Source organism: Methylomonas stagni, from assembly GCF_050154735.1.
Taxonomy (GTDB): Bacteria; Pseudomonadota; Gammaproteobacteria; order Methylococcales; family Methylomonadaceae; genus Methylomonas; species Methylomonas koyamae_A.
Map to the genome: position 1 here is coordinate 4143274 of NZ_CP189557.1, position 24699 is coordinate 4167972.

The 24699-nt window shown below is 58.1% G+C and carries 21 protein-coding genes, 2 other RNA genes and 1 pseudogene; 13 read left to right on the plus strand and 11 right to left on the minus strand.

Annotated features, from left to right (window positions below):
* Positions 1-214 precede the first annotated feature (214 nt).
* The 3 genes and pseudogenes from ACP4CD_RS19090 (at position 215) to ACP4CD_RS19100 (ending at position 2546) form a co-directional block, all read left to right on the plus strand.
* Positions 215-622, plus strand: coding sequence for a hypothetical protein (locus ACP4CD_RS19090; RefSeq protein WP_426992122.1), 408 nt, complete (start codon positions 215-217; stop codon positions 620-622).
* A pseudogene (locus ACP4CD_RS19095) lies at positions 558-1590 on the plus strand (agmatine deiminase family protein). The gene ACP4CD_RS19090 and the pseudogene ACP4CD_RS19095 overlap by 65 nt, the downstream one beginning before the upstream one ends.
* Before the next feature lie 71 nt (positions 1591-1661).
* A complete protein-coding gene (locus ACP4CD_RS19100; RefSeq protein ID WP_071158956.1) occupies positions 1662-2546 on the plus strand; it encodes a carbon-nitrogen hydrolase in 885 nt (294 codons plus the stop codon).
* A gap of 84 nt (positions 2547-2630) precedes the next feature.
* On the opposite strand, the gene ACP4CD_RS19105 is transcribed toward ACP4CD_RS19100, so the two are convergent.
* A complete protein-coding gene (locus ACP4CD_RS19105) occupies positions 2631-4802 on the minus strand; it encodes an Rne/Rng family ribonuclease (RefSeq protein ID WP_426992123.1) in 2172 nt (723 codons plus the stop codon).
* 413 nt (positions 4803-5215) lie between these two features.
* Here ACP4CD_RS19105 and rluC point away from each other — a divergent pair, with 413 nt between their 5' ends.
* The 3 genes from rluC to sppA are packed head-to-tail and all read left to right on the plus strand — an operon-like array spanning position 5216 to position 7787.
* Positions 5216-6175 carry a 23S rRNA pseudouridine(955/2504/2580) synthase RluC gene (gene rluC, locus ACP4CD_RS19110; RefSeq protein WP_426992125.1) on the plus strand — a complete coding sequence of 320 codons (960 nt, stop codon included), beginning with the start codon at positions 5216-5218 and terminating at the stop codon, positions 6173-6175.
* On the plus strand, positions 6159-6806 hold the full coding sequence (locus ACP4CD_RS19115; protein WP_426992126.1) for an HAD-IIIA family hydrolase: 648 nt from the start codon (positions 6159-6161) through the stop codon (positions 6804-6806). The genes rluC and ACP4CD_RS19115 overlap by 17 nt, the downstream gene beginning before the upstream one ends.
* A gap of 12 nt (positions 6807-6818) precedes the next feature.
* Complete coding sequence (gene sppA / locus ACP4CD_RS19120) at positions 6819-7787, plus strand: signal peptide peptidase SppA (RefSeq protein WP_064024908.1); 969 nt, start codon at positions 6819-6821, stop codon at positions 7785-7787.
* A gap of 247 nt (positions 7788-8034) precedes the next feature.
* Here the strand turns inward: sppA and ACP4CD_RS19125 are convergent, their stop codons facing one another.
* The 3 genes from ACP4CD_RS19125 to ACP4CD_RS19135 are packed head-to-tail and all read right to left on the minus strand — an operon-like array spanning position 8035 to position 13906.
* The gene (locus tag ACP4CD_RS19125; RefSeq protein ID WP_426992127.1) at positions 8035-9762 is read right to left on the minus strand and encodes a response regulator; all 1728 of its coding nucleotides are present in this window, start codon (positions 9760-9762) and stop codon (positions 8035-8037) included.
* The gene (locus ACP4CD_RS19130; RefSeq protein WP_426992128.1) at positions 9759-12764 is read right to left on the minus strand and encodes a PAS domain S-box protein; all 3006 of its coding nucleotides are present in this window, start codon (positions 12762-12764) and stop codon (positions 9759-9761) included. The genes ACP4CD_RS19125 and ACP4CD_RS19130 overlap by 4 nt, the downstream gene beginning before the upstream one ends.
* A gap of 35 nt (positions 12765-12799) precedes the next feature.
* A complete protein-coding gene (locus ACP4CD_RS19135; RefSeq protein WP_426992129.1) occupies positions 12800-13906 on the minus strand; it encodes an HD domain-containing phosphohydrolase in 1107 nt (368 codons plus the stop codon).
* Between the two features lie 190 nt (positions 13907-14096).
* Here ACP4CD_RS19135 and ffs point away from each other — a divergent pair.
* The 5 genes from ffs to ACP4CD_RS19160 all read left to right on the plus strand — a co-directional run bounded on the left by ffs (position 14097) and on the right by ACP4CD_RS19160 (position 17166).
* An RNA gene (gene ffs / locus ACP4CD_RS19140) (signal recognition particle sRNA small type) lies at positions 14097-14193 on the plus strand.
* A gap of 33 nt (positions 14194-14226) precedes the next feature.
* Entirely contained in the window at positions 14227-15882 is a 1656-nt protein-coding gene (dnaX, locus tag ACP4CD_RS19145; protein WP_426992130.1) for a DNA polymerase III subunit gamma/tau, read from the plus strand.
* A 13-nt stretch (positions 15883-15895) separates the two neighbouring features.
* A complete protein-coding gene (locus ACP4CD_RS19150; protein ID WP_064030769.1) occupies positions 15896-16219 on the plus strand; it encodes a YbaB/EbfC family nucleoid-associated protein in 324 nt (107 codons plus the stop codon).
* A 3-nt stretch (positions 16220-16222) separates the two neighbouring features.
* Positions 16223-16819 (plus strand): recombination mediator RecR, encoded by a 597-nt coding sequence (gene recR / locus ACP4CD_RS19155; protein WP_168028270.1) that lies wholly within the window; start codon positions 16223-16225, stop codon positions 16817-16819.
* Positions 16820-16827: 8 nt separating this feature from the next.
* A complete protein-coding gene (locus tag ACP4CD_RS19160) occupies positions 16828-17166 on the plus strand; it encodes a histidine triad nucleotide-binding protein (protein ID WP_426992132.1) in 339 nt (112 codons plus the stop codon).
* Between the two features lie 44 nt (positions 17167-17210).
* Here the strand turns inward: ACP4CD_RS19160 and ACP4CD_RS19165 are convergent, their stop codons facing one another.
* The 7 genes from ACP4CD_RS19165 to ssrA form a co-directional block, all read right to left on the minus strand.
* The gene (locus ACP4CD_RS19165; protein WP_426992133.1) at positions 17211-18500 is read right to left on the minus strand and encodes an MFS transporter; all 1290 of its coding nucleotides are present in this window, start codon (positions 18498-18500) and stop codon (positions 17211-17213) included.
* A gap of 18 nt (positions 18501-18518) precedes the next feature.
* A complete protein-coding gene (locus tag ACP4CD_RS19170; RefSeq protein ID WP_426992134.1) occupies positions 18519-19040 on the minus strand; it encodes a hypothetical protein in 522 nt (173 codons plus the stop codon).
* A gap of 136 nt (positions 19041-19176) precedes the next feature.
* On the minus strand, positions 19177-19503 hold the full coding sequence (locus ACP4CD_RS19175; protein WP_071158938.1) for a hypothetical protein: 327 nt from the start codon (positions 19501-19503) through the stop codon (positions 19177-19179).
* Between the two features lie 124 nt (positions 19504-19627).
* On the minus strand, positions 19628-20968 hold the full coding sequence (locus ACP4CD_RS19180; protein ID WP_426992136.1) for a peptide MFS transporter: 1341 nt from the start codon (positions 20966-20968) through the stop codon (positions 19628-19630).
* Positions 20969-21107: 139 nt separating this feature from the next.
* The gene (gene rlmN, locus ACP4CD_RS19185) at positions 21108-22190 is read right to left on the minus strand and encodes a 23S rRNA (adenine(2503)-C(2))-methyltransferase RlmN (protein ID WP_426994711.1); all 1083 of its coding nucleotides are present in this window, start codon (positions 22188-22190) and stop codon (positions 21108-21110) included.
* A gap of 78 nt (positions 22191-22268) precedes the next feature.
* Complete coding sequence (locus ACP4CD_RS19190; RefSeq protein ID WP_426992137.1) at positions 22269-22421, minus strand: Fic family protein; 153 nt, start codon at positions 22419-22421, stop codon at positions 22269-22271.
* A gap of 177 nt (positions 22422-22598) precedes the next feature.
* Positions 22599-22978: a transfer-messenger RNA gene (gene ssrA, locus ACP4CD_RS19195) on the minus strand.
* A 466-nt stretch (positions 22979-23444) separates the two neighbouring features.
* On the opposite strand from ssrA, the gene ACP4CD_RS19200 reads away from it, so the two are divergent.
* On the plus strand, positions 23445-24389 hold the full coding sequence (locus ACP4CD_RS19200; protein WP_064030761.1) for a DnaJ C-terminal domain-containing protein: 945 nt from the start codon (positions 23445-23447) through the stop codon (positions 24387-24389).
* A gap of 3 nt (positions 24390-24392) precedes the next feature.
* Positions 24393-24698: a chaperone modulator CbpM gene (locus ACP4CD_RS19205; RefSeq protein WP_064030760.1), complete on the plus strand. Its 306-nt coding sequence runs from the start codon at positions 24393-24395 to the stop codon at positions 24696-24698.
* Position 24699 lies beyond the last annotated feature (1 nt).

The window sequence follows — 24699 nt, forward strand, 5'->3', positions numbered from 1 at the left end:
CAAAAATCAATCTTTTAGCCGGAAATCATCGGAAATGTCGCGAATTCGACGAGTAAGGCAAGGAGAAAATGAACCATTGTCGGGGGCTGGGTTACGGTTTTAAAATTACGCCGACCCTGATGCGTGTTAGTTGATATTTCTTGAAAAACTAACGAAAAAACAAGCAAAAGTTTTGAATTTTTCGAACGAGGAAGGTCAGATTAGAGGTTAGAATATGTCTGGAGTTGGCCGTGCCGGTCGTCCGGCATTTCTGTTTCGTCGATTCGAAGGAGGCCTTATGCAAGAGTCGGTGTTCGTGAAACTTGATATAGAACGGGATGAAACGCCGCTTGGCGAGCAAGCGGCGCGCGCGAAGTCGTTTTCGGAAGCCGCCAGTTTAGCCATTGCGTCCGCTTATCCCCGCGACCTGTATTGTTCGCCGGCCTGGCCCGGCTGTCTGGGCAGTTCCGGGTCGCCGGTACCGGATTATCTTCCCTCGGATAAGTCTTATCCGGTCAGCATTGATACAATAAGCCATACCTATACTATCAATCGCTACCACATCCAGGGAGTATTTCATGATTCGCTTTCCAGCCGAATGGGAGCCGCAATCGGCCGTTATCATCGCCTGGCCGCACGCTAGCGGCGACTTTCGCAATTTGTCTTCGGTCGAGGACAGCTACCACTTCATCGCTTCGACGATCAGCGCCTATCAACCGCTGGTGATTATTTGCAAGGACGGCGAGCATCAGCAGCACATTCAGGCACAGTTTATGGCGCCCAATCCCCATTTGCATTTTGTCCAAGCGGCTTACAACGACATTTGGGTGCGGGATACCGTGTTCATCTCATTGGAATGGCAACACCCCAAGGCCGCATTGCAATTGGCGAATTTCCGCTTTAACGGTTGGGGCAACAAATACCCGCATGCTGACGACGACGGGTTGAATCTGGCGCTGTTTGCTCACCCGATCTTCAAGGGCTTTCCGACCGCGACAGTCGATCTGGTGCTGGAGGGGGAGCGTCGAGTCGGACGGGCAGGGTACCGTGATGACGACCAAGAATTGTTTGTTCAATCCGAACCGCAATCCCGATCTAGGCGAAACGGCGATTGCCGGGCAGGTGCAAAATTATCTGGGCGCCAAACGAATTCTATGGGTCGAACAAACTAATCTGGCGGGCGACGATACCGATGCTCACATCGACACCCTGGCCCGTTTTTGCGATGCCGGAACCATTGCGTACACCAGTTGCGACGATAGCGAAGACCCGCACTACGCCAGCCTGAAAAATATGGAAATGCAATTGCAAGCTTTCCGTACCGAAGCCGGCCAGCCTTACAAATTGGTGGCGTTGCCGTTGCCGAAACCGATTTACGACGAGGATGGCCAACGCTTGCCGGCTAACTATGCTAATTTCCTGTTGATCAACGGCGCGGTGTTGGTGCCGGTCTATGACGATGCGATGGACGCGTTGGCGTTGGAGCGTTTGGCGGCCTGTTTCCCGGATCGAAAAGCGGTCGCGGTGCCCTGCCGACCCTTGGTGCACCAATACGGCAGTCTGCACTGCGCCAGCATGCAGGTGCCGGCTTTCGTCAAGCTGAATTTTTAAACTCGGCGACCCGCGCGGCAAGTCCGTTGTCGCGATTCCTCTGTCCACAGTCCTTAAATTCCTAGCCAGCCATGAAAAAATCGATAATCGCCTGCGCCGTTCAGCAGCCCTGCAACCGTGGCCGGGATACCAATCTGGCCTATTCGTTGAGTCAAATCCAGGCCGCCGCCCAACAGGGCGCCGAGTTGGTGGTGTTGCCGGAGCTGCATCTGGACCATTATTTCTGCCAAAGTGAGGACACCGAGTGTTTCGACCTGGCTCAGGCTATCCCCGGTCCGAGTTGCGAGCCTTTGGCGGAGGCCGCGCGAGCCAATCAGGTCGTCGTGGTCTCGACGATATTCGAAAAGCGCGCGCCCGGCCTTTACCACAATACCGCCGTAGTGTTCGACAAGGACGGCAGCATTGCCGGTACGTTTCGGAAAATGCATATTCCGGACGATCCGGGTTTTTACGAGAAGTTTTATTTCACGCCCGGCGATCTAGGCTTCAAGCCTGTCCAGACTTCGCTGGGAAAATTGGGCGTGTTGATCTGCTGGGACCAGTGGTATCCGGAAGCGGCGCGACTGATGGCGCTGGCCGGCGCCGATCTGCTGATCTATCCGACCGCGATAGGCTGGAACCCGGAAGATGAGGCGGCGGAAAAGCAGCGTCAACTGCAGGCGTGGATCACTGTGCAGCGTGGTCACGCCGTCGCCAACGGCTTGCCGGTGATTTCCTGCAACCGGATCGGCTTCGAAGCCGCGCCGGACCAAGCGCCGGGCATTCAGTTCTGGGGCAACAGCTTCATCGCCGGACCGCAGGGGGAAGTGCTGGCGAGCGCCGACGACGTTGAGGATTGCTTGCTGTTCGCCGAACTCGATCCCAAACGGAGCGAGGATGTGCGGCGGATTTGGCCGTTTCTGCGGGATAGGCGCATCGATGCTTACGGCGATATTTTGAGGCGTTACATCGATTGACCGAGGCTCGATCCGTTTTTAAGACGGATCGGTCTGCTAGCCTGTTGAAAACGGAGGCCCGGTAAGCGACGGGCCTCCGTTTTTTTATTCCTCGGCCGAGCTTTGCGGGCGAGGTTGCGGCTCGGCACTTTCTTGAGAGCGGTTGCTGCTGCGCTCGGCAAACTCGCTGGCATATGAATTCGCCGGGGCGATCGAGTCGTTGCTGACGTAGCGGTTGCTGGGCGCCTCGGCGGACGACTGATCTGATTCGCCGTTGTAATTCTGTTCGGTTTTGCGCTCGGCCGAGTTACGTGGGTTACGGCGACGGTTACGGTTGCGGCGGCTGCGCTCCTGTCCGTTACGGCGCGGCGCGCCTTCGCCTTCCTGTTCGCCTGACGCCGCCGGTATCGGTAGTTCCGCGGCCGGGCTGGCGGTTTGGGTGATGGCGTTGTCCGGCGTCGCTTGCGGATTAGGGCCGCCGCGGCGATTGTTGTTGTTGTTGCGGCGACCGTTTCGGCCGGCACCGGGGCGGTCCTTGCGGACGTTGCGGTTGGGCCGGTTTCTTTCTTCGCCGGGTTTGCCTTCGCCGGTGGCTTCAGGAGTTTCGGCGATTTTGTCCTTGCCGATCAAGCGTTGCCAGAAGCGCTGGATCAGGCTGGCGGAATTTTTCTTGCTCTGTACCGGTGCCGGCGAGTCGGGCAGGAATTCCTTGATCGCCGCCTTTTCCGATTTCGGGCCGGCTTGTTTGGCGAATTCCGGTACCGCGATTTCCTCTTCCTTCAATTGCAGGTGGCTGGCCTTGTCGTCGCCTTCCACCGTTTTAATCCGCTCGATATCGTAGGCCGGCGTTTCCAGGTGTTTGCTCGGCAATACAATGATGCCGACATGCAGGCGGGCTTCGATTTCTTGAATCGCCGCGCGTTTTTCGTTGAGCAGGAAGGTGGCGCAGTCGATAGGCAGGTGAGCGATGACGCGCTCGGTGCCTTTTTTCATCGCTTCTTCCTCGATCAGGCGCAACACCGACAAGGTCACCGATTCCACGTTGCGGATCGTGCCCTGGCCCTTGCAGCGGGGGCAGGTCAGTTGGGTGGAATCGCCCAGCGACGGCCGCAAGCGTTGCCGCGACATTTCCATTAGACCGAAGCGCGAAATACGGCCGGTCTGGATGCGGGCGCGGTCGATTTTCAACGCATCGCGCAGGCGGTTTTCGACCTCGCGTTGGTTTTTGTTCGACATCATATCGATGAAGTCGATCACGAACAGGCCGCCCAAATCGCGCAGCCGCAGTTGGCGGGCAATCTCGTCGGCGGCTTCCAGGTTGGTATTCAGCGCGGTTTCTTCGATGTCGCTACCTTTGGTGGCGCGCGCCGAGTTGATGTCGATAGACGTCAGCGCCTCGGTATGGTCGATGACGATAGAGCCGCCGGACGGCAACGAGACTTCGCGCTTGTAGGCCATCTCGATCTGGGTTTCGATTTGGTAACGGCTGAACAGCGGTACGGTGTCCTGATATTGCTTGGCCTTATGCAGGTTGTGCGGCATCACTTGCTTCAGGAAGTTTTGCACCAGTTTAAAGGCGCCTTCCTGATCGATCAGGATTTCGTCGATGTCTCCGCGCAAGTGGTCGCGCAACGCGCGGATGATGACGTTGCTTTCCTGGAAGATCAGGAAGGGGGCGGCTTGTTCCTGGCTGGAGCGATCGATCGCTTCCCAAAGTTGCATCAGGTAATTCAAGTCCCATTGCAGCTCTTCGACGTTTTTATCGGAACCGGCGGTACGAATGATCAGGCCCATGCTGTCCGGAATTTCCAGCGCCGCCATGGTTTCGCGCAATTCGCTGCGATTATCGCCTTCGATGCGTCGGGAGATGCCGCCAGCTTTGGGATTGTTCGGCATCAGCACCAGATAGGTGCCGGCCAGACTGATGTAAGTGGTCAGCGCGGCGCCCTTGTTGCCGCGCTCCTCTTTCTCGATCTGGACGACGATTTCCTGACCTTCCCGAATATTCGACTTCGAAGACTTGCCTTCGCCGTCGTCGCCGGTGCGGTATTCCGGGGCGATTTCCTTAAACGGCAGAAAGCCGTGCTTTTCGGCGCCGTAATTGACGAAAGCGGCTTCGAGACTGGGTTCTACCCGGGTGATGATGCCTTTATAGATATTGGATTTTTTCTGTTCTTTGGAAGGGACTTCGATGTCAAAATCATAGAGTTTTTGACCATCTACCAAGGCCACTCGCAACTCTTCGGGTTGCGTGGCGTTGATAAGCATTCTTTTCATTAAATTATCCTTATTGTTGTGTATCCCACCTAGAGTTTAAACAGGCTGGTTTGTCGCGGATAAAGGCGGCGGGTTCCCGATGCGTTACCAAGTGAGCGGCCGGACTGACTGAAAACTGCAATGAATAGTAGTAGTTATAGCAGCGAATATCGGATGGACCGAGGGTGGCGCTTGTCGTGCGGGGAATCTGTTATACCGAACTCTATGCTTTAGGATGCAAGTCGCTCATCATGGGTCGAGCGATAAAACCCGAAAATTCTTGTTATTAATTTAGCGAGGAAAACGGCCGCGTGGCCCGATAATCAATTTCCATCGCCCAGTCTATCGATAGATAAACTAGCCTAATATAGCAATCTTTACCAGAGGCAGCAATTTTAAACATGGCCGGCTTGGATGTTGCTATTATTTCCGCCATGAATCAAGTAAGCGAAACGCCGCGCCCGAGTGTGCAATGGCTGGAAGTCACCGACGCGAACAGCGAACAACGGTTGGACAATTTCCTGATCGGTTTTCTCAAGGGTGTGCCCAAGACCCGCATCTACCGGATGGTTAGGAAGGGCGAAGTCAGGGTCAATAAGGGGCGTGTCGACGTCAGCTACAAACTGGTCATTGGCGATATCGTCAGGATTCCGCCGGTCAGGGTGGCCGAAGCCACCGACGAGGTCATCGTGCAGCCGGCCTTGAAGTTCAGCCTGGAAAACCAAATTCTGTACGAGGACGACGGCTTCATCGTCCTCAACAAACCGTCCGGCTTCGCCGTGCACGGCGGTAGCGGCGTCAGCGGCGGTATTATCGAAGCGCTGCGGCAAATCCGTCCGCAACAGAAGTTTCTGGAACTGGTGCACCGGCTGGACAAGGAAACCTCGGGCTGTTTATTGATCGCCAAGAAGCGCTCGGCGCTACGGGTTTTGCACGAAATGTTTCGCGGCGACGGCATCCAAAAAACCTATTTGGCACTGCTGGCCGGGCAATTCAAACGAAAAAGTCAGCGTGTCGATGTGCCGCTGCTGAAGAACGTCGCGCAAGGTGGCGAACGCATGGTGGTCGTCAGTCAGGCCGGCAAACCGGCCGAGACTTTGTTTACCCGCTTGAAGGCGTTTCGGGAAGCGACACTGGTGCATGCGGCGCCCAAGACCGGCCGGACCCATCAAATTCGGGTGCATGCCGCCTGGCTCGGGCATCCCATCGTCGGCGACGACCGCTACGGCGAGGACAACGTCAACAAGGCTTTCAAGCAACGCGGCTATAAGCGCTTATTCTTGCACGCGGAGCAACTGCGTTTCGCACACCCGTTGACCGGCGCCCCGCTGCATTTCAATGCGCCGCTACCGGCCGATTTACAAACCTTGCTCGAGCATGAAGAAACGCTTTGATTTGATTATTTTCGACTGGGACGGCACCTTGGCCGACTCGGTGGACTGGATCGTGCACTGCATCCGCCAAGCCGCCGCCAGACAGGGCTGTCCGGTACCGGAACCTCAAGCCGTCAAGGACATCATAGGGCTCAGTATTGAAAACGCCGTGGCCCGGTTGTTTCCAGGACTCGACGAAGAAAAGGGCCGGCGCTTGGCCGGCGATTACGCCCAAACGTTTTTTTCCAGGGAAATGAGCAGGGACGACTTGTTTCCCGGCGTGCCGGAAATGTTGGCATGCTTTCGGGACGCCGGTTACCGTTTGGCGGTGGCCACCGGCAAGAAAAGCGCCGGCTTGCGGGAAGTGATCGCCGGTACTGGTTTGACCGCAAGCTTTTGCACGACCCGTAGCGCCGATCAGACCGCGTCCAAGCCGAATCCGCTGATGATCGACGAAATCGTCGCCGAGTTGGGCGTTGCCAAGGACAGAACCTTGATGGTCGGCGATTCGGTGCACGATTTGCAAATGGCGTTGAACGCCGGCGTCGCCGCTGCGGCGGTGACTTGCGGCGCGCATCCGGCAGAGACGCTAAAACGCTATTCGCCGTTGTATTGTTTGAATTTTCCGACCGAGTTGCTCGGTCTACTTTAAGGAGGCAGGTCCTTGGACACGCAAAATCAAAATCAGGAACCGGAAGGCCAGGAAGGCGGTTGGGAACGGCAGACGCTGGAGAAACTGGCGTTCGCCGCGATTAACGAGCAGAAGATCGCGCGGCGTTGGGGCATCTTTTTCAAGGCCTTGACCTTTGTGTATTTGTCGGCGGTATTGCTGGTCGCGACCTATCCCAGCTTCGAGGAAAAAATGAGCTCCGATCGCCAGCACGCGGCGGTCGTCGATATCGTCGGCGTGATTGCCGACGGCGAGGCCAGTTCGGCGAGCGTAGTCATCGAAGGCTTGCAGGATGCGGCCGAAGACAAAAACACCAAGGGCATTATTTTGAACGTCAATTCGCCTGGTGGGACCCCGGTGCAAGCCGGTTACATTTACGACGAGATTCGCCGGATCAAGGCCGAACATCCCGATCTGCCGATTTACGCGGTGGTCGGCGATGTTTGCGCGTCGGGCGGCTATTACATTGCCGCCGCGGCCGACAAGATTTTTGTCAATCAAGCCAGTATCATCGGCTCGATCGGCGTCATCATGAATAACTTCGGCTTCACCAATGTGCTCGATCGACTGGGGATAGAACGGCGGACCTTGACCGCGGGCGAGCACAAAGCCTTGCTCGATCCGTTTTCCCCGGCCAACAGCCAGGAAACCAAGCACATGCAATCGATGTTGGATCAGGTTCACCAGCAATTTATCGACGCGGTCCGCAAAGGGCGGGGCGACAGACTGAAAGAAACGGCGGACATGTTTTCAGGGCTGGTCTGGACCGGCGCCGAGGGCGTCAGACTGGGTTTGGCGGACGACTTCGGCAACGTCGATTCGGTTGCCCGCGATCAACTCGATACCGAGCACACGCTGAACTTCACGCCGCAGGAGCGTTTACTGGACCGCTTGGCCGGCCGGATGGGCGCTTATTTCGGCCATTCGATAGCGACCAGTCTGGGGTTGGGGCAACTGCGTTGATCGCTGCGCGTCGGGCGGGCGATGGCGACTGACTATCACTGATCTCAGCGCGGCGCTTGCTTCAGGCGTGTCGGCGCGCCACTGGGCATGGCGCGGATTCGCCGGCGTTTAGCGTATCGATTATCGCGTCGTCGCATCGCCTCATAAAGTGAAGCGCCGCACCTGAGGTCGGCCTTGACGCTACTCCGGCTAAGCTTATAGGCATACGTTCGCGACAATCGCGCGGCATCTAGCGTCATGCCGGGATTTAATCCGGGTCCCGCGGAGGTTGGTCGAAACTTTCCAACCGTGTCAACGCCGCATCGTAATCGAAGTTTTCAATCGCGCGCAGTAGCGGTAAGACCTGATCGCCGAGCGCGGTTCTTAACTCCGCGCGGTGCTCCAGAGCCAGTTCGTTGGCTTGGATGTCGCCGGACGCTAACAGCGACCGCAAGCGGGGCAACAAGTCGGCGGCCGAGATACTGCTTGGCGTCGGCTCGATGGCCGGCGGCGGTAACCGAGTGTCGGCTTCGGCAACGAAGCGCTGCAGGGCCGCGTTCAAACTTTCGATGCGCGCAAGTAGGGTTTCGGCCGGTTCGCGTGCTCTGGCCGCTCGCAGCAAGTCGGCCGCCGGGTCGGCGATTCCGATCAGCGCCAGAGAGCCGGCGCTGCCTTTCAACAGATGGGCAAGATCGGCGATCTTGGCGACTTCGCCGGCCTCCAGCCAAGCCAGTAAAGCCGCTGGATCGGCGCGGTGGTTGTCCGCGAACAATCGCAGCAGTCGCCGATATTTTTCCAAGTTTCCGTGCAACAGAGCCAGGCCGCGTTGCCAGTCAAGGTCGGTAAGCGCCGCTAAGTCGGCGGCCGCTTCCGCGTTGGTCGGGTCGGGTAGCGGCAGCGGCGCGCGCAGCCAGCGCGACAGCGTGGCATACAGCGTGTCGGGCTCGACCGGCTTGGCGATGAAATCGTTCATACCGGCGGCGAGACAGGTGTGACGATCTTCATTGAACGCGTTGGCGGTCATGGCGACGATGGGTACCGTGCGGCCCTTGTCGCTGGCGCGGATGATGCGGGTGGCTTCCAGGCCGTTCATTTTCGGCATTTGCATGTCCATCAGGATCAAATCGTAGTCGGCGGCGGCGAATTTCGCGACAACCGCTTCGCCATCTTCCGCGCTGTCGACGCTTAGTCCGGCGCCGCGCAACAAGTCCTCGGCGACTTCGCGATTGATGGCGTTGTCCTCGGCCAGTAATACGCGGGCGTTGACTTGGCTGAGCTTCTGGCGGGTTTGAACGCCATTGAGTTGGTCGGGCTCCTGCTGAACAACGCCGCGCCCCAGGTTCAGCCAAGCCGTAAACCAAAATCGGCTGCCCAGGCCCGGCCGGCTATCGACCCCGACCTCGCCACCCATCAGCTCGGCCAAGCGGCGGGTAATGGTCAGTCCCAGACCCGTACCGCCGAAGCGGCGCGTGGTCGAGGCGTCCGCCTGCTCGAATGCATCGAATAGTTTGCCGGGGTTGGCGCTATCGATGCCGATTCCGGTGTCTTCCACTTCGAAACGCAATAAAACCCGGTCGGCGTCGGTTTTCAACAGCCGGCAACGCAAGGTAATTTGGCCGGTCTCGGTAAATTTGACGGCATTGCCGGCGTAGTTCAGCAGGGCCTGGCGCAACCGGGTCGGGTCGCCGGACAGCGATGCCGGCACGGGATCGCATTCGATGTAAACGGCCAAGCCCTTGGTTTTGGCCTTGTCGTAAATCAACGAATAGACATGGTCGAGCAGCGCGTGGGCTGAAAACTCGGTTTGTTCCAGCGTCATCCGGCCGGATTCGACCTTGGACAGATCGAGAATGTCGTTAACGATATTCAGCAGATGGTCGGCGGCGGCGTTGATCTTAGTCAACCGTTCCGATTGGCTCGGTGTCGGTTCGGCGGCTTGCAACAAGTGGGTCAAGCCGATGATGGCGTTCATCGGCGTGCGGATTTCATGGCTCATGTTGGCCAGGAACGCAGTTTTGGCGCGGTTGGCGGCCTCGGCGGCCAGGCGTGCTCGCTCGCGTTCGCGTTCCAGGTTTTTTGGGACGAGATGTCCCGGGAAAATCCGACTGTACCCAGGACCCGGCCGTCGGCATCGATGACCGGAGCTCGACTGGTTTCGTGGATCCGGCCGGGTTGCCAAGGTAAATATTCTTCTATCGTTTGGCGGGCGCGAGTTTCGATGGCCCGCTGTTCCATGTGGCGATTGCGTTCGGCAATCTCGGGAGGGTACAGTTCGGCATCGGTTTTTCCGAGTATGTCGACGATGGACATGCCGCTGAAGTCGGCCAACGCGCGATTGGCGGCCAGGAGATGACCGTCTATGTCTTTCAGCCAAGCCAGTTGCGGAATGTTGTCGATCAGCGCTTGCAGGTAATTGCCGGTCAGCCGCAGTTCGGCGGTGCGTTCCGCGACCAATTCTTCCAGGTTGCGGCGGTGGCGCGACAATTCCTCCGACAGGCGTTTTTTGTCGCTGATATCTTCCTTGATAGCCAGATAATGACTGATCCGACCATTGGCGTCGCGAATCGGGCTAATGCTGGCGAGCTCGACGTATTCGCTGCCGTCCTTGCGGGTATTGATGAATTCACCCTGCCAACTCAGCCCCTGTTGCAGCGCCTGCCACAGGTCGCCAAATACCGCTGGAGAGGTCTTGCCGGATTGCAGAATCCTGGGGTTTTTGCCGAGGACTTCTGCGCGCTCGAAGCCGGTGGCCTGTACGAAAGCTTGATTGACGTATTCGATGTTGGCGTTGAGGTCGGTGATGACGATGCTTTCCGGACTTTGTTCGACGGCTTGCGATAGTTTGAGCAGCTGTAGTTCGGCGTGTTTGCGTTCGGTGATGTCCTGCAGGGTGCCGTCGATTTGCGTGCCGTCGCGGAGCGCTTGGCCGGTGACTCTGAACCATTGGGTGTTTCCGTGGGTGCCGGTGGCGGCCAACTCCAAATCGAACGCGGTATCGTGCCGAGCCGCGTCGCGCAGCGCTTGATCGAGGATGTGCCGTTCGGCCGGTGCCAGACGGCTCGACAGGGTATCCAGCTCGGGCTTTGCGTCGGCCGCCAAGGCCAGGATGTCGGCGACTTCGTCGGTCCAGGTCAATGCGCCGGAAGCCGGCGTATAGCGCCAGCCGCCAATTTTAGCCATCGCGCCGAGCCTGCGCAGCAAGGTTTCTTTTTCGTCGAGGGTCGATTGAGTTTGCAAGCGCTCGGTTAAGTCTTCGCCGGAACTGAGCAGGCCGGTTAACCGGCCGTCCGCGTCGGTCAATAGTTTGTGATGCCAACGTATCATCCGGGTTTCGCCGGTTTTGGTCAGAATGGGGTATTCGTCGTCCAAGCGCGCGTCTTGCACGCCGGTCAATACCTTCCGAAAGCGCGGGTAAAGATCGCGTTGGCCTTGCGGTTGCGGGACGCAGTCCAAAAACCAATCGCGGCCGGCCATGTCGGTGTCGGCGCGGCCGAGCAGCGCACAGCCGGCCCGGTTAATCATCTTGACGCGGCCTTCCATATCCAGCGCCAGCATCAAGGTTTGCACCGTATCCAAATAACGTTGGTTGCGGTCGTGTACTTGGCGCAGTTCGTCCTGGCTGCGCTTCAGTTCGGTGATGTCCCTGGCAATTCCGAACAGGCCGACGATTCGGCCGTCGTCGGCCAGCAAAGGCCCCTTGGTCGTCATGAAAATTGCTTCGCCGTCATTGGTGGGTAGGTGTTCGGTAACCGTGACCCGCTGTCCGGCGTCGAGAATTAAACGGTCGTTGGATTTAAGTTCGGCGACCAGGTCGGCGGGAAAAATCGACGCGTCGTCGCGGCCGATCACTTCCGCCGCGCTTTTGCCGGTAATGATTTCCGCCGCGCGGTTGAAGAGCAGGTAACGGCCGTCCGAGTCCTTGGCAAAGATGGCGTCGCTCGAGCCGTTGGCGATCGCGTCCAGCAGTTGCAGAGAACGTAATTTGGCTTCGCGCTCGCGTTCGGCCGCGCGTTGAATGCTTTGATCGGAAAACGTCAACACCGCGCCCAGTCGTTCTCCGTTCGTGCCGAGAATCGGTGCGCAACACAGGCGAACCGGCCGATCCGCGCCGTTTGGACGGAATAGCAGCCAGTCGCCGCTGTCGGAGACGAAACCACTGCCGGTCAACACCGGCGTCAAATTCAGCGGGCTCCGGCCGGATTCAGTGACGATGGTCATGATCGCCGCCAGCGGCTTGCCGACGGCGTCGGCCGCGCGCCAGCCGGTTAGGGCTTCGGCGGCGGGGTTCAGCAATTCGATGTGGCCGGCCGCATCGACCGCGACGACCGCGTCGCCGATGCTTTGCAAGGTCGTCAGATAGCCGGATTCGCTGGCGTTTAACAATTGGCGGTTGGTGGCGATCAGCTGGTGTAGACGATGGTGGAAGTAACTGAATAAAACACCCATGGTCAGAAACAAGGTCATCGATACGAATTGGGCCGGCTCGGCCAATTCGAACGAGAATGGCGGCGGGATGAAGATGTACCAAACCAGGCCGATCGCGAGCAGCGTCGCCAGTAAACCGCTGAGCCAGCCGCCCAGCCAGCCAGAAAAGAAAACGGCCGGAAACATCAGAAACCAGACATAGGGCGAAACGATGCTCCATAGGCTCCATTGGACGCCGGCCGCCAGGGCCGGCAACAAACCGGCCAGTACTAAGCGAAGCGCTCCAGGGCGAACCTCGGCTGGCGCGGGGGCTAAAGCGTCGGCGTGGCGGCCGTAACGGGTCAATAGCAGGTAGAGTAGCAAGGTGGTCAAGGCCACGAAAATCCAGCCTTTTACCGTGCTGACGAAGGCGAATCGCGCTGGCTCCGGAAATAGCGCGACGATGGCTTCGTCCGAGAACAGTATCCATAAGAACCCAGTCAGCGCGTATAAACCGACGATTTTGCCGATCTGGCCCCGGCTCAACACCGCGGGTTGGGTTTGCGAGAAGGGTCTGGCGGCGTTGGGAGGCATGCTGCTGTCCGGTTGGATTGGGCCGCCGGTTGGCGCTAAAGCGGGTCCCGGAATTCGGTTGCGATCATTTTGAAGTTCTCCAGACAGTGCGCGAAGCCGTCGGCAATATCGGGATCGAAATGCCGACCCCGGCCGGCCATGATGATGTCGGCGGCTTCGCCGAAATCGATCGGCGGTTTGTAGCTGCGTTGGGATATCAGCGCGTCGAAGACGTCGGCCAACGCCATAATGCGGGCCGACACCGGTATCGCCTCGCCTTGCAGGCCTTCGGGGTAGCCGCTGCCGTCCCATTTTTCATGATGCCAGTGGGCGATTTCCTTGGCCAGCGCCAAAAACGCCGCCGAGGCGCGAACGTCGCGTTCGGCGCGTTCGATGGCGTCGCTGCCGAGCTTGGCGTGGGTTTTCATGATTTCCCACTCGGCGGCGGTCAGCTTGCCGGGTTTGGTAAGAATATAGTCGGGAATGCCGACTTTGCCGATGTCGTGCAGCGGGGCGGAACGCGTTAACAATTTAATATAATTCGGGGTCAGCGTCTGGCTGAAGCGAGGATGATCCCGCAAGCATTCGGCCAAGGTTCGAACATAGCCTTGGGTGCGCAATAGATGTTGGCCGGTTTCCGGGTCGCGGGTTTCAGCCAGATGCGCCAAGGCCAGAATACTGACGTTTTGGGTCAGTTCGTTTTCCGCCATGCGCTTGCCGATTTCATTTTCCAGAAAGGCATTTTGATCGGCTAGCCAGTCGCGCGCTCGTTTGGCTTCGAGCTGGGCCGCGACCCTGGTCAGCACCACGGCGGGCTGGATGGGCTTGGCGATGTAGTCGGCGGCCCCGAGTTGCAGACCGTACTGTTCGTCGCGGGCGTCGTCGAGCGCGGTCAGGAAGATCACCGGAGTGTCGGCGCTGCCGGGCGAGGCTTTCAAACGGGTCAATACTTGATAGCCGTCGAGTTCCGGCATCATGACGTCCAGTAGGATCAAGTCCGGGCTCGGGGTTTGGTTGGCATAGCGTAGCGCGGCGGCGCCGGAATTGGCGGCCTTGACCCGATAGCCGGCGCCCTGCAACAAGGTGCCGAGGATGTGCAGGTTCTCGGGCATGTCGTCGACGATCAGTATCGTGGCGGGTTCTGTGCTGGCGGGAGTTATCACGTGAGGCCTCGGTCGGAACGCGGTAACGCGAAGTTTAGGTGGCCAACACTACCGCGTCCGTCCCTGAATTGCAAATGACGGTCGCCGGGTTCGGCTTGCCGGAAAATATCGTTCGGGGTGTTGCGTTGGCCGGAGGTTTTAAGGATAATGCGCAGCTCTTCAGCCCACGGCTGATGTTTTATGGTTACTGTGTCGGTCCTCTCGCAACGATACGCTGTAAACCCCGCCAGGTCCGGAAGGAAGCAACGGTAGCAGCGGATTCGTGTGCCGGGATGCGGCTGGCACGGTAGCCGCCCAAACCTAGCCTACCCGCGCTGCCAATGGCTTATCAGGTCCTCGCCAGAAAATGGCGTCCCAGCAACTTCTCCCAGCTCGTCGGCCAGGAGCATGTCAGCCAATCCCTGATACACGCCTTGCGCCACGACCGCCTGCATCATGCCTATTTGTTCACCGGTACCCGCGGCGTCGGTAAAACCACGGTGGCTCGAATTCTCGCCAAGGCCATAAACTGCGAAAACCTCCAGGATTTCAATCCCTGCGGCGAATGCCCGGTTTGTCTGGCGTTCGAGCAGGGCCGCTTCATGGACATGATCGAAGTGGATGCGGCGTCGCGCACCAAGGTCGAAGACACTCGCGACTTGCTCGATAACGTCCAATACGCGCCGAATCAGGGGCGCTACAAGGTCTATTTGATTGACGAAGTCCATATGCTGTCCGGCCACAGCTTCAATGCACTATTGAAGACGCTGGAAGAGCCGCCGCCTCACGTCAAGTTTTTGCTGGCTACCACCGATCCCCACAAAATTCCGGTGACGGTATTGTCTCGCTGCTTGCAGTTCAATCTGAAGCGTCTGCTGCCGGATCAAATCGCCGCGCAGATGCAGTTCATTTTAGAGCAGGAACAGATCGGCTTCGAAATCCCGGCTTTGAAAATCTTGGCTCGCGCGGCCGACGGCAGTTTGCGCGACGGCTTGAGCCTGTTGGACCAGGCCATCGTTTACGGCGGCGGCAGCGTCGTGCATGCGGCGGTAACCGGCATGCTGGGTACGGTGGCGCAACAGCCGGTCGACGATTTGTTGCAGGCTCTGGCGGCCGGCGACGCCAAGGCCTTGCTGGCCAAGATCGGCGATATCGCCGAACTGTCGCCGGATTTCGCCGACATCTTGCAGCAAATGCTCCGGGTCCTGCATCGCGTCGCGCTGCTGCAGCAAATTCCCGATTTCGTCGACGCCGAGTTCGATCAAGCATTGATCGGTCTGTTGGCGCGGACGCTGACCGCCGAGGACGTGCAACTGTATTATCAGATCGGCTTGCTCGGCCAGCGCGATCTGCCGCTGGCGCCCGATCCGCGTACCGGCTTCGAAATGACGATGCTGAGAATGCTGGCTTTCCGGCCGAAGACGGTGGACCAGCGGCAAGAGACGCCGCCCGGTCCGGTGATAACTACGGTCCGGCCGTCAACGCCCGCCAAGGAAACTGGGTCGGTTTCCGATCCGGTGGCGGCTGTCGTGACGCCCGCCGCGGCGCCGGTTGCGGCGGAACCACCGGCCGCCGTCGAGCCGAAGCCCGAGATGCGCTCGGTTTCGCCGGACTCGCTCCGACCGGAACAATGGCCGGAGATTATCGCCGCATTGAACATCGGCGGCCGAGCCAGGGAGTTGGCCAACAACTGCGTGCTGGAAGGCATCGACGATCACACTTGCCGGTTGTTGCTGGACCCGAGTTTTCATCAAGTCGGCACTCGGGCCGAGGATACCTTACGTAGCTCGCTGCAACAGTACTTCGGTCGGCCGATCAAGCTGGTGATCGCCGCTCGGGCCGGCGACCTGATGACGCCGGCGCTGCAGATGCAAAAAGCCAAGGAAGATCGCCAACAGGCGGCGGTGGAGAGCATCCAGACCGATCCTACCGTGCAGGCCTTAAAAGATACCTTCGGCGCCAGGGTGTTGCCTGGCAGCATAGAGCCTATTAATTGATTTCGGAGACACTATGAAAAACGCACTCGCGGGCATCATGCAACAAGCCCAGAAAATGCAGGAAAACTTGAAAAAGGCCCAGGAAGAACTCGAAAACATGGAGGTGCTGGGCGAGTCCGGCGGCGGCTTGGTGACGATACTGATGACCGGCAAGCGCGAAGTGCGTAAGGTCAGTATCGATCCGTCGCTGGTCGGCGACGACAAGGATATGCTGGAAGATTTGGTGGCGGCGGCAATCAACGACGCCGTCCACAAGGTTGGCAAAATGAAGAAAGAAAAAATGGCCGACGTCACCGCCGGCATCCCGATTCCGCCCGGTTTTCAGATGCCGTTCTAAATCATGGCTAATCAGGGGCTGCTGAAGGAACTGATCCAGAGCCTGTGCTGTCTGCCCGGCGTCGGACCCAAGTCGGCGCAGCGGATGGCGTTTCATTTGCTGCTGCGCAACCGCGAAGGCGCCCGCCAGCTCGGTCAGTTGCTGGAAAAGGCCGTTGCCGAAATCGGCTATTGCCGCGACTGCCGCACCCTGACCGAAGCCGAGATTTGCGAAGTCTGCGCCAATCCGCTCCGGGAGAACGATACGCTGTGTATCGTCGAAAGCGCCGCCGACGTTTGGGTCGTCGATCAGGCCACCACGTTCAAGGGCAAATACTTTGTGTTGCACGGCCGCTTGTCGCCGCTGGACGGCATCGGGCCCGACCAGCTCGGTTTCGACTTGCTCGAGCAGCGCATGGCCTCCGGCACGCTAAAGGAAATCATCCTGGCAACCAATTCCACGGTGGAAGGCCAGGCCACCGCGCATTTTATCGGCGAAGTTGCCGCCAAACATGGGATACAAGCCACCCGCATCGCCCACGGCGTACCGATGGGCGGCGAGCTGGAATTCATCGACAGCGGCACGCTGTCGGCGGCTTTTAACGGGCGTAGAGAACTTTAGGAGGCACGATGAGCGATTGTTTGTTCTGCAAGATGGTCGCCGGCGAGATCAAGCCGGACGTGGTTTACGAAGACGATAAGGTGTTGGCGTTCCGCGATTTGCACCCGCAAGCGCCGCTGCATGTGTTGGTGATTCCGAAACGTCACATTGCTAACTTAAACGATCTGGACGATGCCGAGTTGGGCGGGCACCTGCTGCAAACCGCCGCGAAAATCGCCAAGGAGCTGGGCTATGCCGACAGCGGTTACCGCACCGTGTTGAATTGCAACGCCGACGGCGGTCAAACCGTTTTTCACTTGCACCTGCACCTGCTGGCCGGCCGAGCAATGCATTGGCCGCCGGGTTAGAGCGCCGCTTTCGCAAGCCCTACCTGGTCGGCGGTCGGCGCGATTTACCGATTCAAGCTTGAGACCCGCATCGGTTCTTTCATCGCGATCGCGACGACCAGCGATAGTGCGCTGCAGGCGCTGACGTAGTAACCGAACCATTCCGGATGACCGTGGCTTTTCATCGATAGCGCCAGGTATTCGGCGCTGCCGCCGAATAAGGCCACCGTCACGGCATACGGAAATCCCACGCCCAGCGCCCGAATGTGTACCGGGAACAGTTCGGCTTTGACGATGGCGTTGACCGACGAGTAGCCGGAAACGATCAGCAGCGCGCAGATGTACCAGAACAACGCCGAAGTCAGGCTTTGCGGCTGTGACAAAACGCTCAGGATCGGTGCTGTGAACAGACTGGCGCAGACGCCGAAGCCGATCAACATGCAGCGGCGGCCGACGAAGTCGGACAGCAAGCCGAACAGCGGCTGTACCAGCATGAATACCGACAGCGCGATGGCGCAGATCAGCGTGGCGTCGTCCTTCGCGAAGCCGGTGGTGTTCACCAAAAACTTCTGCATGTAGACCGTGAAGGTGTAATAAGACAGGGTGCCGCCGGCGGTCAAGGCCACGACGGTGAAGATTTGCTTGGGATAGTTGAGCAACTCGCGCGGATTGGCTTGCTTGGCCGATTCGGTGTGTTGCTCGACGAAAGCGCTGGTTTCCGCCATATTGCCGCGCAACCGGACCGCGACGACGGCGAGCAAGCCTCCGACCACGAAGCCGATCCGCCATCCCCAATCGTGCAGTTGCGCGTCGGTCAAAAAGCAGCGCTGTAACAGCATCAGCAAGCCCAGCGCCAGGATTTGGCCCAAGACGATGGTGACGTATTGAAAGCTGGAGTAGTAGCCGCGCCGGTCGGCGCTGGCCATTTCGCTGAGATAGGTGGCGGAGCTGCCGTATTCGCCGCCGATACTAAAACCCTGCAACATCCGGGCGAGCAATAGCAAGGCCGGCGCCCAGGCGCCGATCACCGCATAGCCCGGCGTGCAGGCGATGATTAACGAGCCCAGGCACATCAGGCCGACCGACAAGAGCAGTGCGCTCTTGCGGCCCTTGCGATCCGCCAAACCGCCCAGCCACCAGCCGCCCAGCGGCCGAAACACAAAGCCGACCGCGAAGATCGCGGCGTTGTTTAGCAATTGGGCGGTTTGGTCGGTTTCCGGAAAGAATGCCGGCGCAAAGTACAGGGCGAAAGCGGCGTAAATGGCCCAGTCGAAATATTCCACCAGATTGCCGATCGAGCCGCTGAAGATATTCCGCAGGCGGGCGCGGTGCGAGAGCGCTGATCGATTCGTCATGTCGGTTGCCGTCGCCGCTCAATGCAGCGTCTTGGAGGCGCCGGCGGCGTCGTGCAGGCTGCAAAACAATTGCACGGTGACGAATATCAAGGTCTTGATCATCCGCACCGCGTCGCTGGGTGCCGGATGTTCGGCCAGATATTCATCGATGCAATCGTGGAGGAATTGCACCAAGCCTTTTTGCTCGTCGGTTTCGAACACGCTTTCCGAATGCGGTTTGCCGGACATCATCGCGGTCATTTCGGCGTCCACCAACGCGGCTTTTTCCTGTAGCCAGGCCGTGCCCAGGGTTTGTTGGCTGGGCAGGGTGCCGGAGGTTTTTTCGAACACGCAAATAACGTCGAACACCAGATCCATGAACAGGTGGGCGACGTTTTGATCCTGCTCGGCAATCAGCGAAGGAAACACCCCAAACAGGGTTTGCGCCAATACCGGTTGCTCGTTCTGAAAGCGGGTCAGGATGGTATGGCCGGCGTTTTGATCCAGGCTTTTGGCATATTCCAAGCCCAAGTAAAGTTCTTTATCGGTAAATTCGCGCATGTTGAGTGAGTATGGAAAAGTGAAAATCGCGGCTATGGTCAGCGCATCGCTTCGAATTGAATGCCTCGAAAATGCCGGAGCCGGTTTGCTCCGACGAGTCAGTCGGCCGATCCGCCGGCATCGGCAGTCGAGGCCTTTAAGCTTCGAAGCCCGCCATGAACGCCGACCGGCTGGTTTCGTCGCCGTAGAGCAGGGTCAGGCCGGCGGGGTCGGGCGCGCCGGTCGGATGGGCCGAATAGGCCATCAATAACGGGACGATATAGCGGCCCGCCGCCGGCGAAACATAGACGAAATAGCGCTCGCCGTCTTCCGTCCAATGCCCGAACATCGCCATGCCGGCCGGCCCGTTCTTGGCGATAAACGCGGCCCGAAACGAGCCGAACAAAACGCCTATCTCCCCGGACTCGTATTCGTGTCGGGTCAGGGCGATCCTATGCCAAGTTTGGGGTTTTGTGGTCGCCACGGGAATCTCCTGTCATCGCCAAACGTTTGATATACAGATGCGCGTCCGGCGGTTTCTCGCGCGGGCAGCGGGTCTTCGGTTCAGACTATAAAGCCAATTCCGCCACAATGCCATGCCGGCCGGATCAACAGTCCTTGCCGGCCAGTCGGCTTTCCAAAAACGTTCTTAATCCAAATATCGCCAAACCGGCGCCGCAGGCCAGCCCAGCCAACAACAGAAAGAAGCCGGCATGGGACATCGTCGAGTAAAAGCTACCGATATAGCCGGCCAAATAATTGCCGAAGAACACCGACAAAAACCACAGTCCCATCACCGAGCCGACCGCCTTGGCCGGCGCGACTTTACTGACCAGCGACAAGCCGACCGGCGACAGATATAGCTCGCCGACCGTGTAAATCAGGGTACACAAGGCCAGCCACAGGCCGCTGATTTTTTGGTCCGGGCCGTGTAGCGACACCGCGACGATCAACACCAGAAACGAGGCCGCCAGCCAAGCGCAACCCCAAGCCATTTTCACGACGCTGGAACGCGGCTTGGAGGGCTTGCAGAGCATGCCGCCCATCAGCGGCGTCAACAAAAAGATGAAGGCCGGATTCAAGGATTGAAACCAGGTGGACGGCATATCCCAACCCAACACCCGCCAATCGGCCCGCTGCTCGGCAAACAATTGCAAGGTATTGCCTTGCTGCTCGTAGACCGCCCAAAACACCACGTTGATCGTCGCCAACACCGCCAAGCTTAAAATCGCCCGCCATTCCTCGCCGCTGATCGGCGTTTCCGGTATCGGCGCCCGAGTCTCGCGCAGGGCGGCATCGCCGCCCAGAAAGCGTTGGCCGGCCAAATAAATCGACAAGCCTATCGTCATGCCGACCCCGGCCGCCGCGAAACCGAAATGCCAACCGTAACGCTGGCCCAGCGTGCCGCAGACCAACGGCGCGAAAAAACCGCCGATATTGATGCCCAGGTAAAAAATCGTGAACGCGCCGTCGCGGCGCGGATCGCCGGGAGGATACAAGCTGCCGACCTGGGTCGAAATATTGGGTTTGAAGCAACCGTTACCCGCGATCAGCAAGGCCAGCGCCGGCAAGAACCAGGCTTCCCGTGCCATCAGAAAATGCCCGGCGGTCATCAACACCGCGCCGAGCGCTACCGTGTTGCGTGGCCCCAACCAACGGTCGGCCAAATAGCCGCCCAACAGCGGAGTCAGATAGACCAGGCCGGTGTACAAGCCGTAGATTTGCGAAGCCAGCGGCTGGATGTCCAAGCCGCCGTAAAGCCATTCCAGCCCGGCCCGCAAGCTTGCGAAGCCGAATATATCGGCACCGTCGTTCACCGCCGGAATCAAATACTGGATCATGTACAACACCAGCAAGGTCCGCATGCCGTAATAGGAAAACCGCTCCCACATCTCGGTCAGAAACAAGACATACAAACCCGGCGGGTGGCCGAAAAGCTGCTTAGGCATCGTCGCTTGAAAAAAATCGGTCGTTATGAAGTGACATCGCGGCGAATTTTAGCGCCCATACGGTCGCGCCGATGACGGTCTTTACAGTGCTCAATCTGCCAGGATAAAACGGCCTCCGCCGTTCCGGCGCTGAATCCTATCACCCATTGGAATTGAGTTGCCCGCACGCCGCCAGCACGTCGTCACCTTTAACCCCGCGAATCAAAGTTGGAATCCTGAAGGTATCCAATACCGCCTTAAACCTTTCCACGGTCTGCCAATCCGGCCGCCGGTAGCGCGACCCGGGGAAGGGATTGAACGGAATCAAACTAATATAAGCGCTTTTTCCCGCCAGCAAGGTACCCAGTTTCTCCGCATCGAGCGGGCCGTCGTTGAAATCCTTGATCAAAATATATTCGTAAGTCACGAATTGCTTTTTGTTTAATGCTATGCGGTCGATATACGTCAGCACCTCGCCGAGCGGATATTTTCTATTGATCGGAATCAACTCGTCGCGTTTTTCCGAGAACGGCGAATGCAGCGACAGAGCCAGATTGACGCCAGGCATTTCCTGGTTCCAACGTTTAAGTCCCGGAAGATAACCGGCCGTGGAAATCGTGATTTTCTGAACGCCGACTGAAAATCCGAATTGCGATAAAAATATTTCGCACGCTTTTTTAACCGCATCGAAATTATGCAAGGGCTCGCCCTGACCCATGAATACGATATTTAATATGCGTTCTTCTCCAGGCCGGTTTTCGGCCAGCCACTGCCAGGCTTTTAAGAACTGTCCGATCATTTCGCCGGTGGTCAAATTGCGTTTAAGGCCTTGTTCTCCGGTAAAGCAAAAAGCGCAATTCATCGCGCAGCCGACTTGTGACGACAGACAAATCGAATATTTGTTATTGAACGGAATCAGCACCGTCTCGACTTTTTGGCCGTCGTTTAATTTAAACAGAAACTTCACGGTCCTGTCTTTTTCGGATTCGTAAACCGTATCGATTTCAGGTAAGGAAAAGTCGTAATACTGTTCAAAAAACGCCAAGGCCGGCTTGGATATTAGATTATGACAAGGCGAATTTTGCTTTTTCTTGTAATACCAATTAAACAGCGTCGGCGTCACCGAGTTATTAAAGCCCTGCCGTTCGACTATCGTCTCTAAGTCGGCATAACTCAGATCGAAAAAGAGGGTTTCAACGAGTTCTCCACGCGCTATAAATACCGGCCAATATCGGTGCGTTATAAATATTCAAAGCCGATTATCCCCGGCCAAACCACCAACGGCGTTTACCTTGTCGATCAATCGTTGCCGTGCCGAGATTTATTGACCGAGTTTCGTGGCGGCAAATGTCCAGCTAGAGTCGGTCAAACGATATGGTTGCGAACGGCTGTTAGTTTTGTCGGGAACGGTCATTTCGATCCGTCCCAGAGCAAGCGCTGGTTTCAAGTAACGCTCACGGAAAGATGTTTTCATGTCGTGGAAGCTCTCAAACAGATTCTTTGCTGGCCGCGGTTCAGTTAACCGTTCAACAAACCGAGGCAATATATCATCTGCAAATCCCGCCGGTGAGGTTGGAGTGTACCGTATTTGATTCGGCTGGCGACAGGCGATAAAAAACCCCAGCCGGTCACCCGACTGGGGTTTGGTATTTGGTGGAGGTGGCGGGAATTGAACCCGCGTCCGCAAGCACTCCGCCACAAGCTCTACATGCTTATCCCGCGCTTTTAATTTAACTGTTGACTACCCGTCGGGCCAAGAGGATCAACAGCGATTTCGATTGGATTTAGCGCTTTAGGCTCCGAACTAAGCCCTGGCGCGATCTTATGTAATATGATCCCTGAGCGCTCCCCGAGAGGAACTCCAGACGCATAAGTACATCTGGTCAGAGAAGTGGTGCAGGTTTTAAGCTGCGATAGCCACTGAGTAGTTTTCGTCGTTTGCGAATACTTTTTTCAGTAGGTTTTACGAGCGGTACTGTGCTCGGCATGCACCTGAGGTTTTGCTACCCACGTCGAAGCCATGTCACCCCCAAGAGCGGTCATTCTATCAAAGCGGCGGGACAGTTGCTAACAATATGGATGCGGGTCCGGCAAATTCAAGTCCCCGCCGGTCGAGGCAAACGCGAATTTCGCTTGGCGAAATTGTAGTTGTTCTCAGCGGTACGATTCGCTATAAATCGGCTAGCGTGCCGCCCGGTAAGGCAGGTAGCTCATTGGGGCTTGCAATTTTGGATTGACGCGCCCATTTCATGTCTTGCGTAATTCTACTTTGTCGGATTACAAATAAGCATCGTCATTCCGGCACGGATGGCTGGACCCGTTAGAGCGCGGAGCGAATCCAGACGCTATGGACGGATTTAAGCCATACCATCCATGGCACTGGGCGCCAGCTTCCCGGCGGACATGACGGTCTTGAACAAATCCGACAAAGTAGAAGTAATTCGGATTAAGAACAGCTATCCATCCTTGCCGGCCTTGTGCGCCGACGGAGAGCAGCGTGCAATACAAAGATTACTACCAGATTCTAGGCGTGGAACGCGAAGCGGCCTTGCCGGAAATCAAGAAGGCCTATCGCAAGCTGGCGCGCAAATACCACCCGGACATTTCCAAGGAGCCGGACGCCGAAGCCCGGATGAAGGACGTCAACGAGGCTTATGCGGTGTTGTCCGACACCGAAAAGCGCGCTGCCTACGATCAACTGGGTCGCGGTTACCGGTCCGGCCAGGAATTTCATCCGCCGCCGAATTGGGATGCCGGCTTCGAATTTTCCAGCGGCGATGCCGGCGATTTCGGTGACTTTTTCAGCCAATTGTTCGGCCGGATGGGCGCCGGCCGGCGCGGTGGGCCGTTCGAGGCGCAAGCCGGTGGTTTTCGGGCGCAGGGCGACGACCATCACGCCAAGGTGTTGCTGGACGTCGAAGACGCCTTTCGCGGCGCCTCCCGGCAAATCAGCCTGCGGGTGCCGACGATGGATGCCGACGGCCGGGTGGTTTTGAACAATCGCACGTTGAACGTCAAAATCCCGAAAGGCGTTTACGAAGGCCAAATCATTCGCCTGGCCGGCCAGGGCGCACCGGGCCTGGGTGGCGGCAAGGCTGGCGATTTGTTGCTGGAAGTCCATTTCAATCCGCATCCGCGCTTCCGGGTGGACGGCAGCAATCTGCACATGAGTTTGCCGGTCGCGCCCTGGGAAGCCGCGCTGGGCGGCGTCGTAACGATTAATCTATTCGATAGCGAATTGAAGGTTAGGATTCCGCAAGGCCTGCAAAGCGGCCAACAATTGCGCCTGCGAGGCAAGGGTATTCCCTGCGCCACACCAGGCGATTTGTTGCTGGATATTCAAATCGTGCTGCCGCCCGCCAACTCTGACAAGGCCAAGCAACTTTACGAAACCATGGCGCGCGAACTGGCCTTCGACCCGCGCGCAAGCCACAGGAGTTAAGCTATGTCTCAAGCCCTGTCCCCACTCGATGCGGTTCTCGAAGAACACGGCCTGACCTTGCAACAACTAACTTCGCTTGGCGAAGTCGATCTGGAATGGGTCAGCCGGCATATTGCCGAAGGCCAACTCGCGCCGCAGCGGCACGGTGGCGAATGGCGGTTTTCCAGCGCGATGCTGCTACGGGTTCGGCGCATCGCCGCGCTGGAGCGCGATTTCGAGGCGGTTCCGGAACTGGCGGCGCTCGTGGCCGACATGCAGGAAGAAATCGACGGACTACGCCGCCGTTTGCGTCGAGCCGGTTTGGAGTGAG

Bases quoted from the DNA above. Each gene is read 5' to 3' on its own strand.
- ACP4CD_RS19090 (WP_426992122.1), top strand. From the start codon at position 215: ATGTCTGGAGTTGGCCGTGCCGGTCGTCCGGCATTTCTGTTTCGTCGA.
- ACP4CD_RS19100 (WP_071158956.1), top strand. From the start codon at position 1,662: ATGAAAAAATCGATAATCGCCTGCGCCGTTCAGCAGCCCTGCAACCGT.
- ACP4CD_RS19105 (WP_426992123.1), bottom strand. From the start codon at position 4,802: ATGAAAAGAATGCTTATCAACGCCACGCAACCCGAAGAGTTGCGAGTG.
- rluC (WP_426992125.1), top strand. From the start codon at position 5,216: ATGAATCAAGTAAGCGAAACGCCGCGCCCGAGTGTGCAATGGCTGGAA.
- ACP4CD_RS19115 (WP_426992126.1), top strand. From the start codon at position 6,159: ATGAAGAAACGCTTTGATTTGATTATTTTCGACTGGGACGGCACCTTG.
- ACP4CD_RS19125 (WP_426992127.1), bottom strand. From the start codon at position 9,762: ATGAGCCATGAAATCCGCACGCCGATGAACGCCATCATCGGCTTGACC.
- ACP4CD_RS19130 (WP_426992128.1), bottom strand. From the start codon at position 12,764: ATGCCTCCCAACGCCGCCAGACCCTTCTCGCAAACCCAACCCGCGGTG.
- dnaX (WP_426992130.1), top strand. From the start codon at position 14,227: ATGGCTTATCAGGTCCTCGCCAGAAAATGGCGTCCCAGCAACTTCTCC.
- ACP4CD_RS19150 (WP_064030769.1), top strand. From the start codon at position 15,896: ATGAAAAACGCACTCGCGGGCATCATGCAACAAGCCCAGAAAATGCAG.
- recR (WP_168028270.1), top strand. From the start codon at position 16,223: ATGGCTAATCAGGGGCTGCTGAAGGAACTGATCCAGAGCCTGTGCTGT.
- ACP4CD_RS19160 (WP_426992132.1), top strand. From the start codon at position 16,828: ATGAGCGATTGTTTGTTCTGCAAGATGGTCGCCGGCGAGATCAAGCCG.
- ACP4CD_RS19165 (WP_426992133.1), bottom strand. From the start codon at position 18,500: ATGACGAATCGATCAGCGCTCTCGCACCGCGCCCGCCTGCGGAATATC.
- ACP4CD_RS19170 (WP_426992134.1), bottom strand. From the start codon at position 19,040: ATGCGCGAATTTACCGATAAAGAACTTTACTTGGGCTTGGAATATGCC.
- ACP4CD_RS19180 (WP_426992136.1), bottom strand. From the start codon at position 20,968: ATGCCTAAGCAGCTTTTCGGCCACCCGCCGGGTTTGTATGTCTTGTTT.
- ACP4CD_RS19190 (WP_426992137.1), bottom strand. From the start codon at position 22,421: ATGAAAACATCTTTCCGTGAGCGTTACTTGAAACCAGCGCTTGCTCTG.
- ACP4CD_RS19205 (WP_064030760.1), top strand. From the start codon at position 24,393: ATGTCTCAAGCCCTGTCCCCACTCGATGCGGTTCTCGAAGAACACGGC.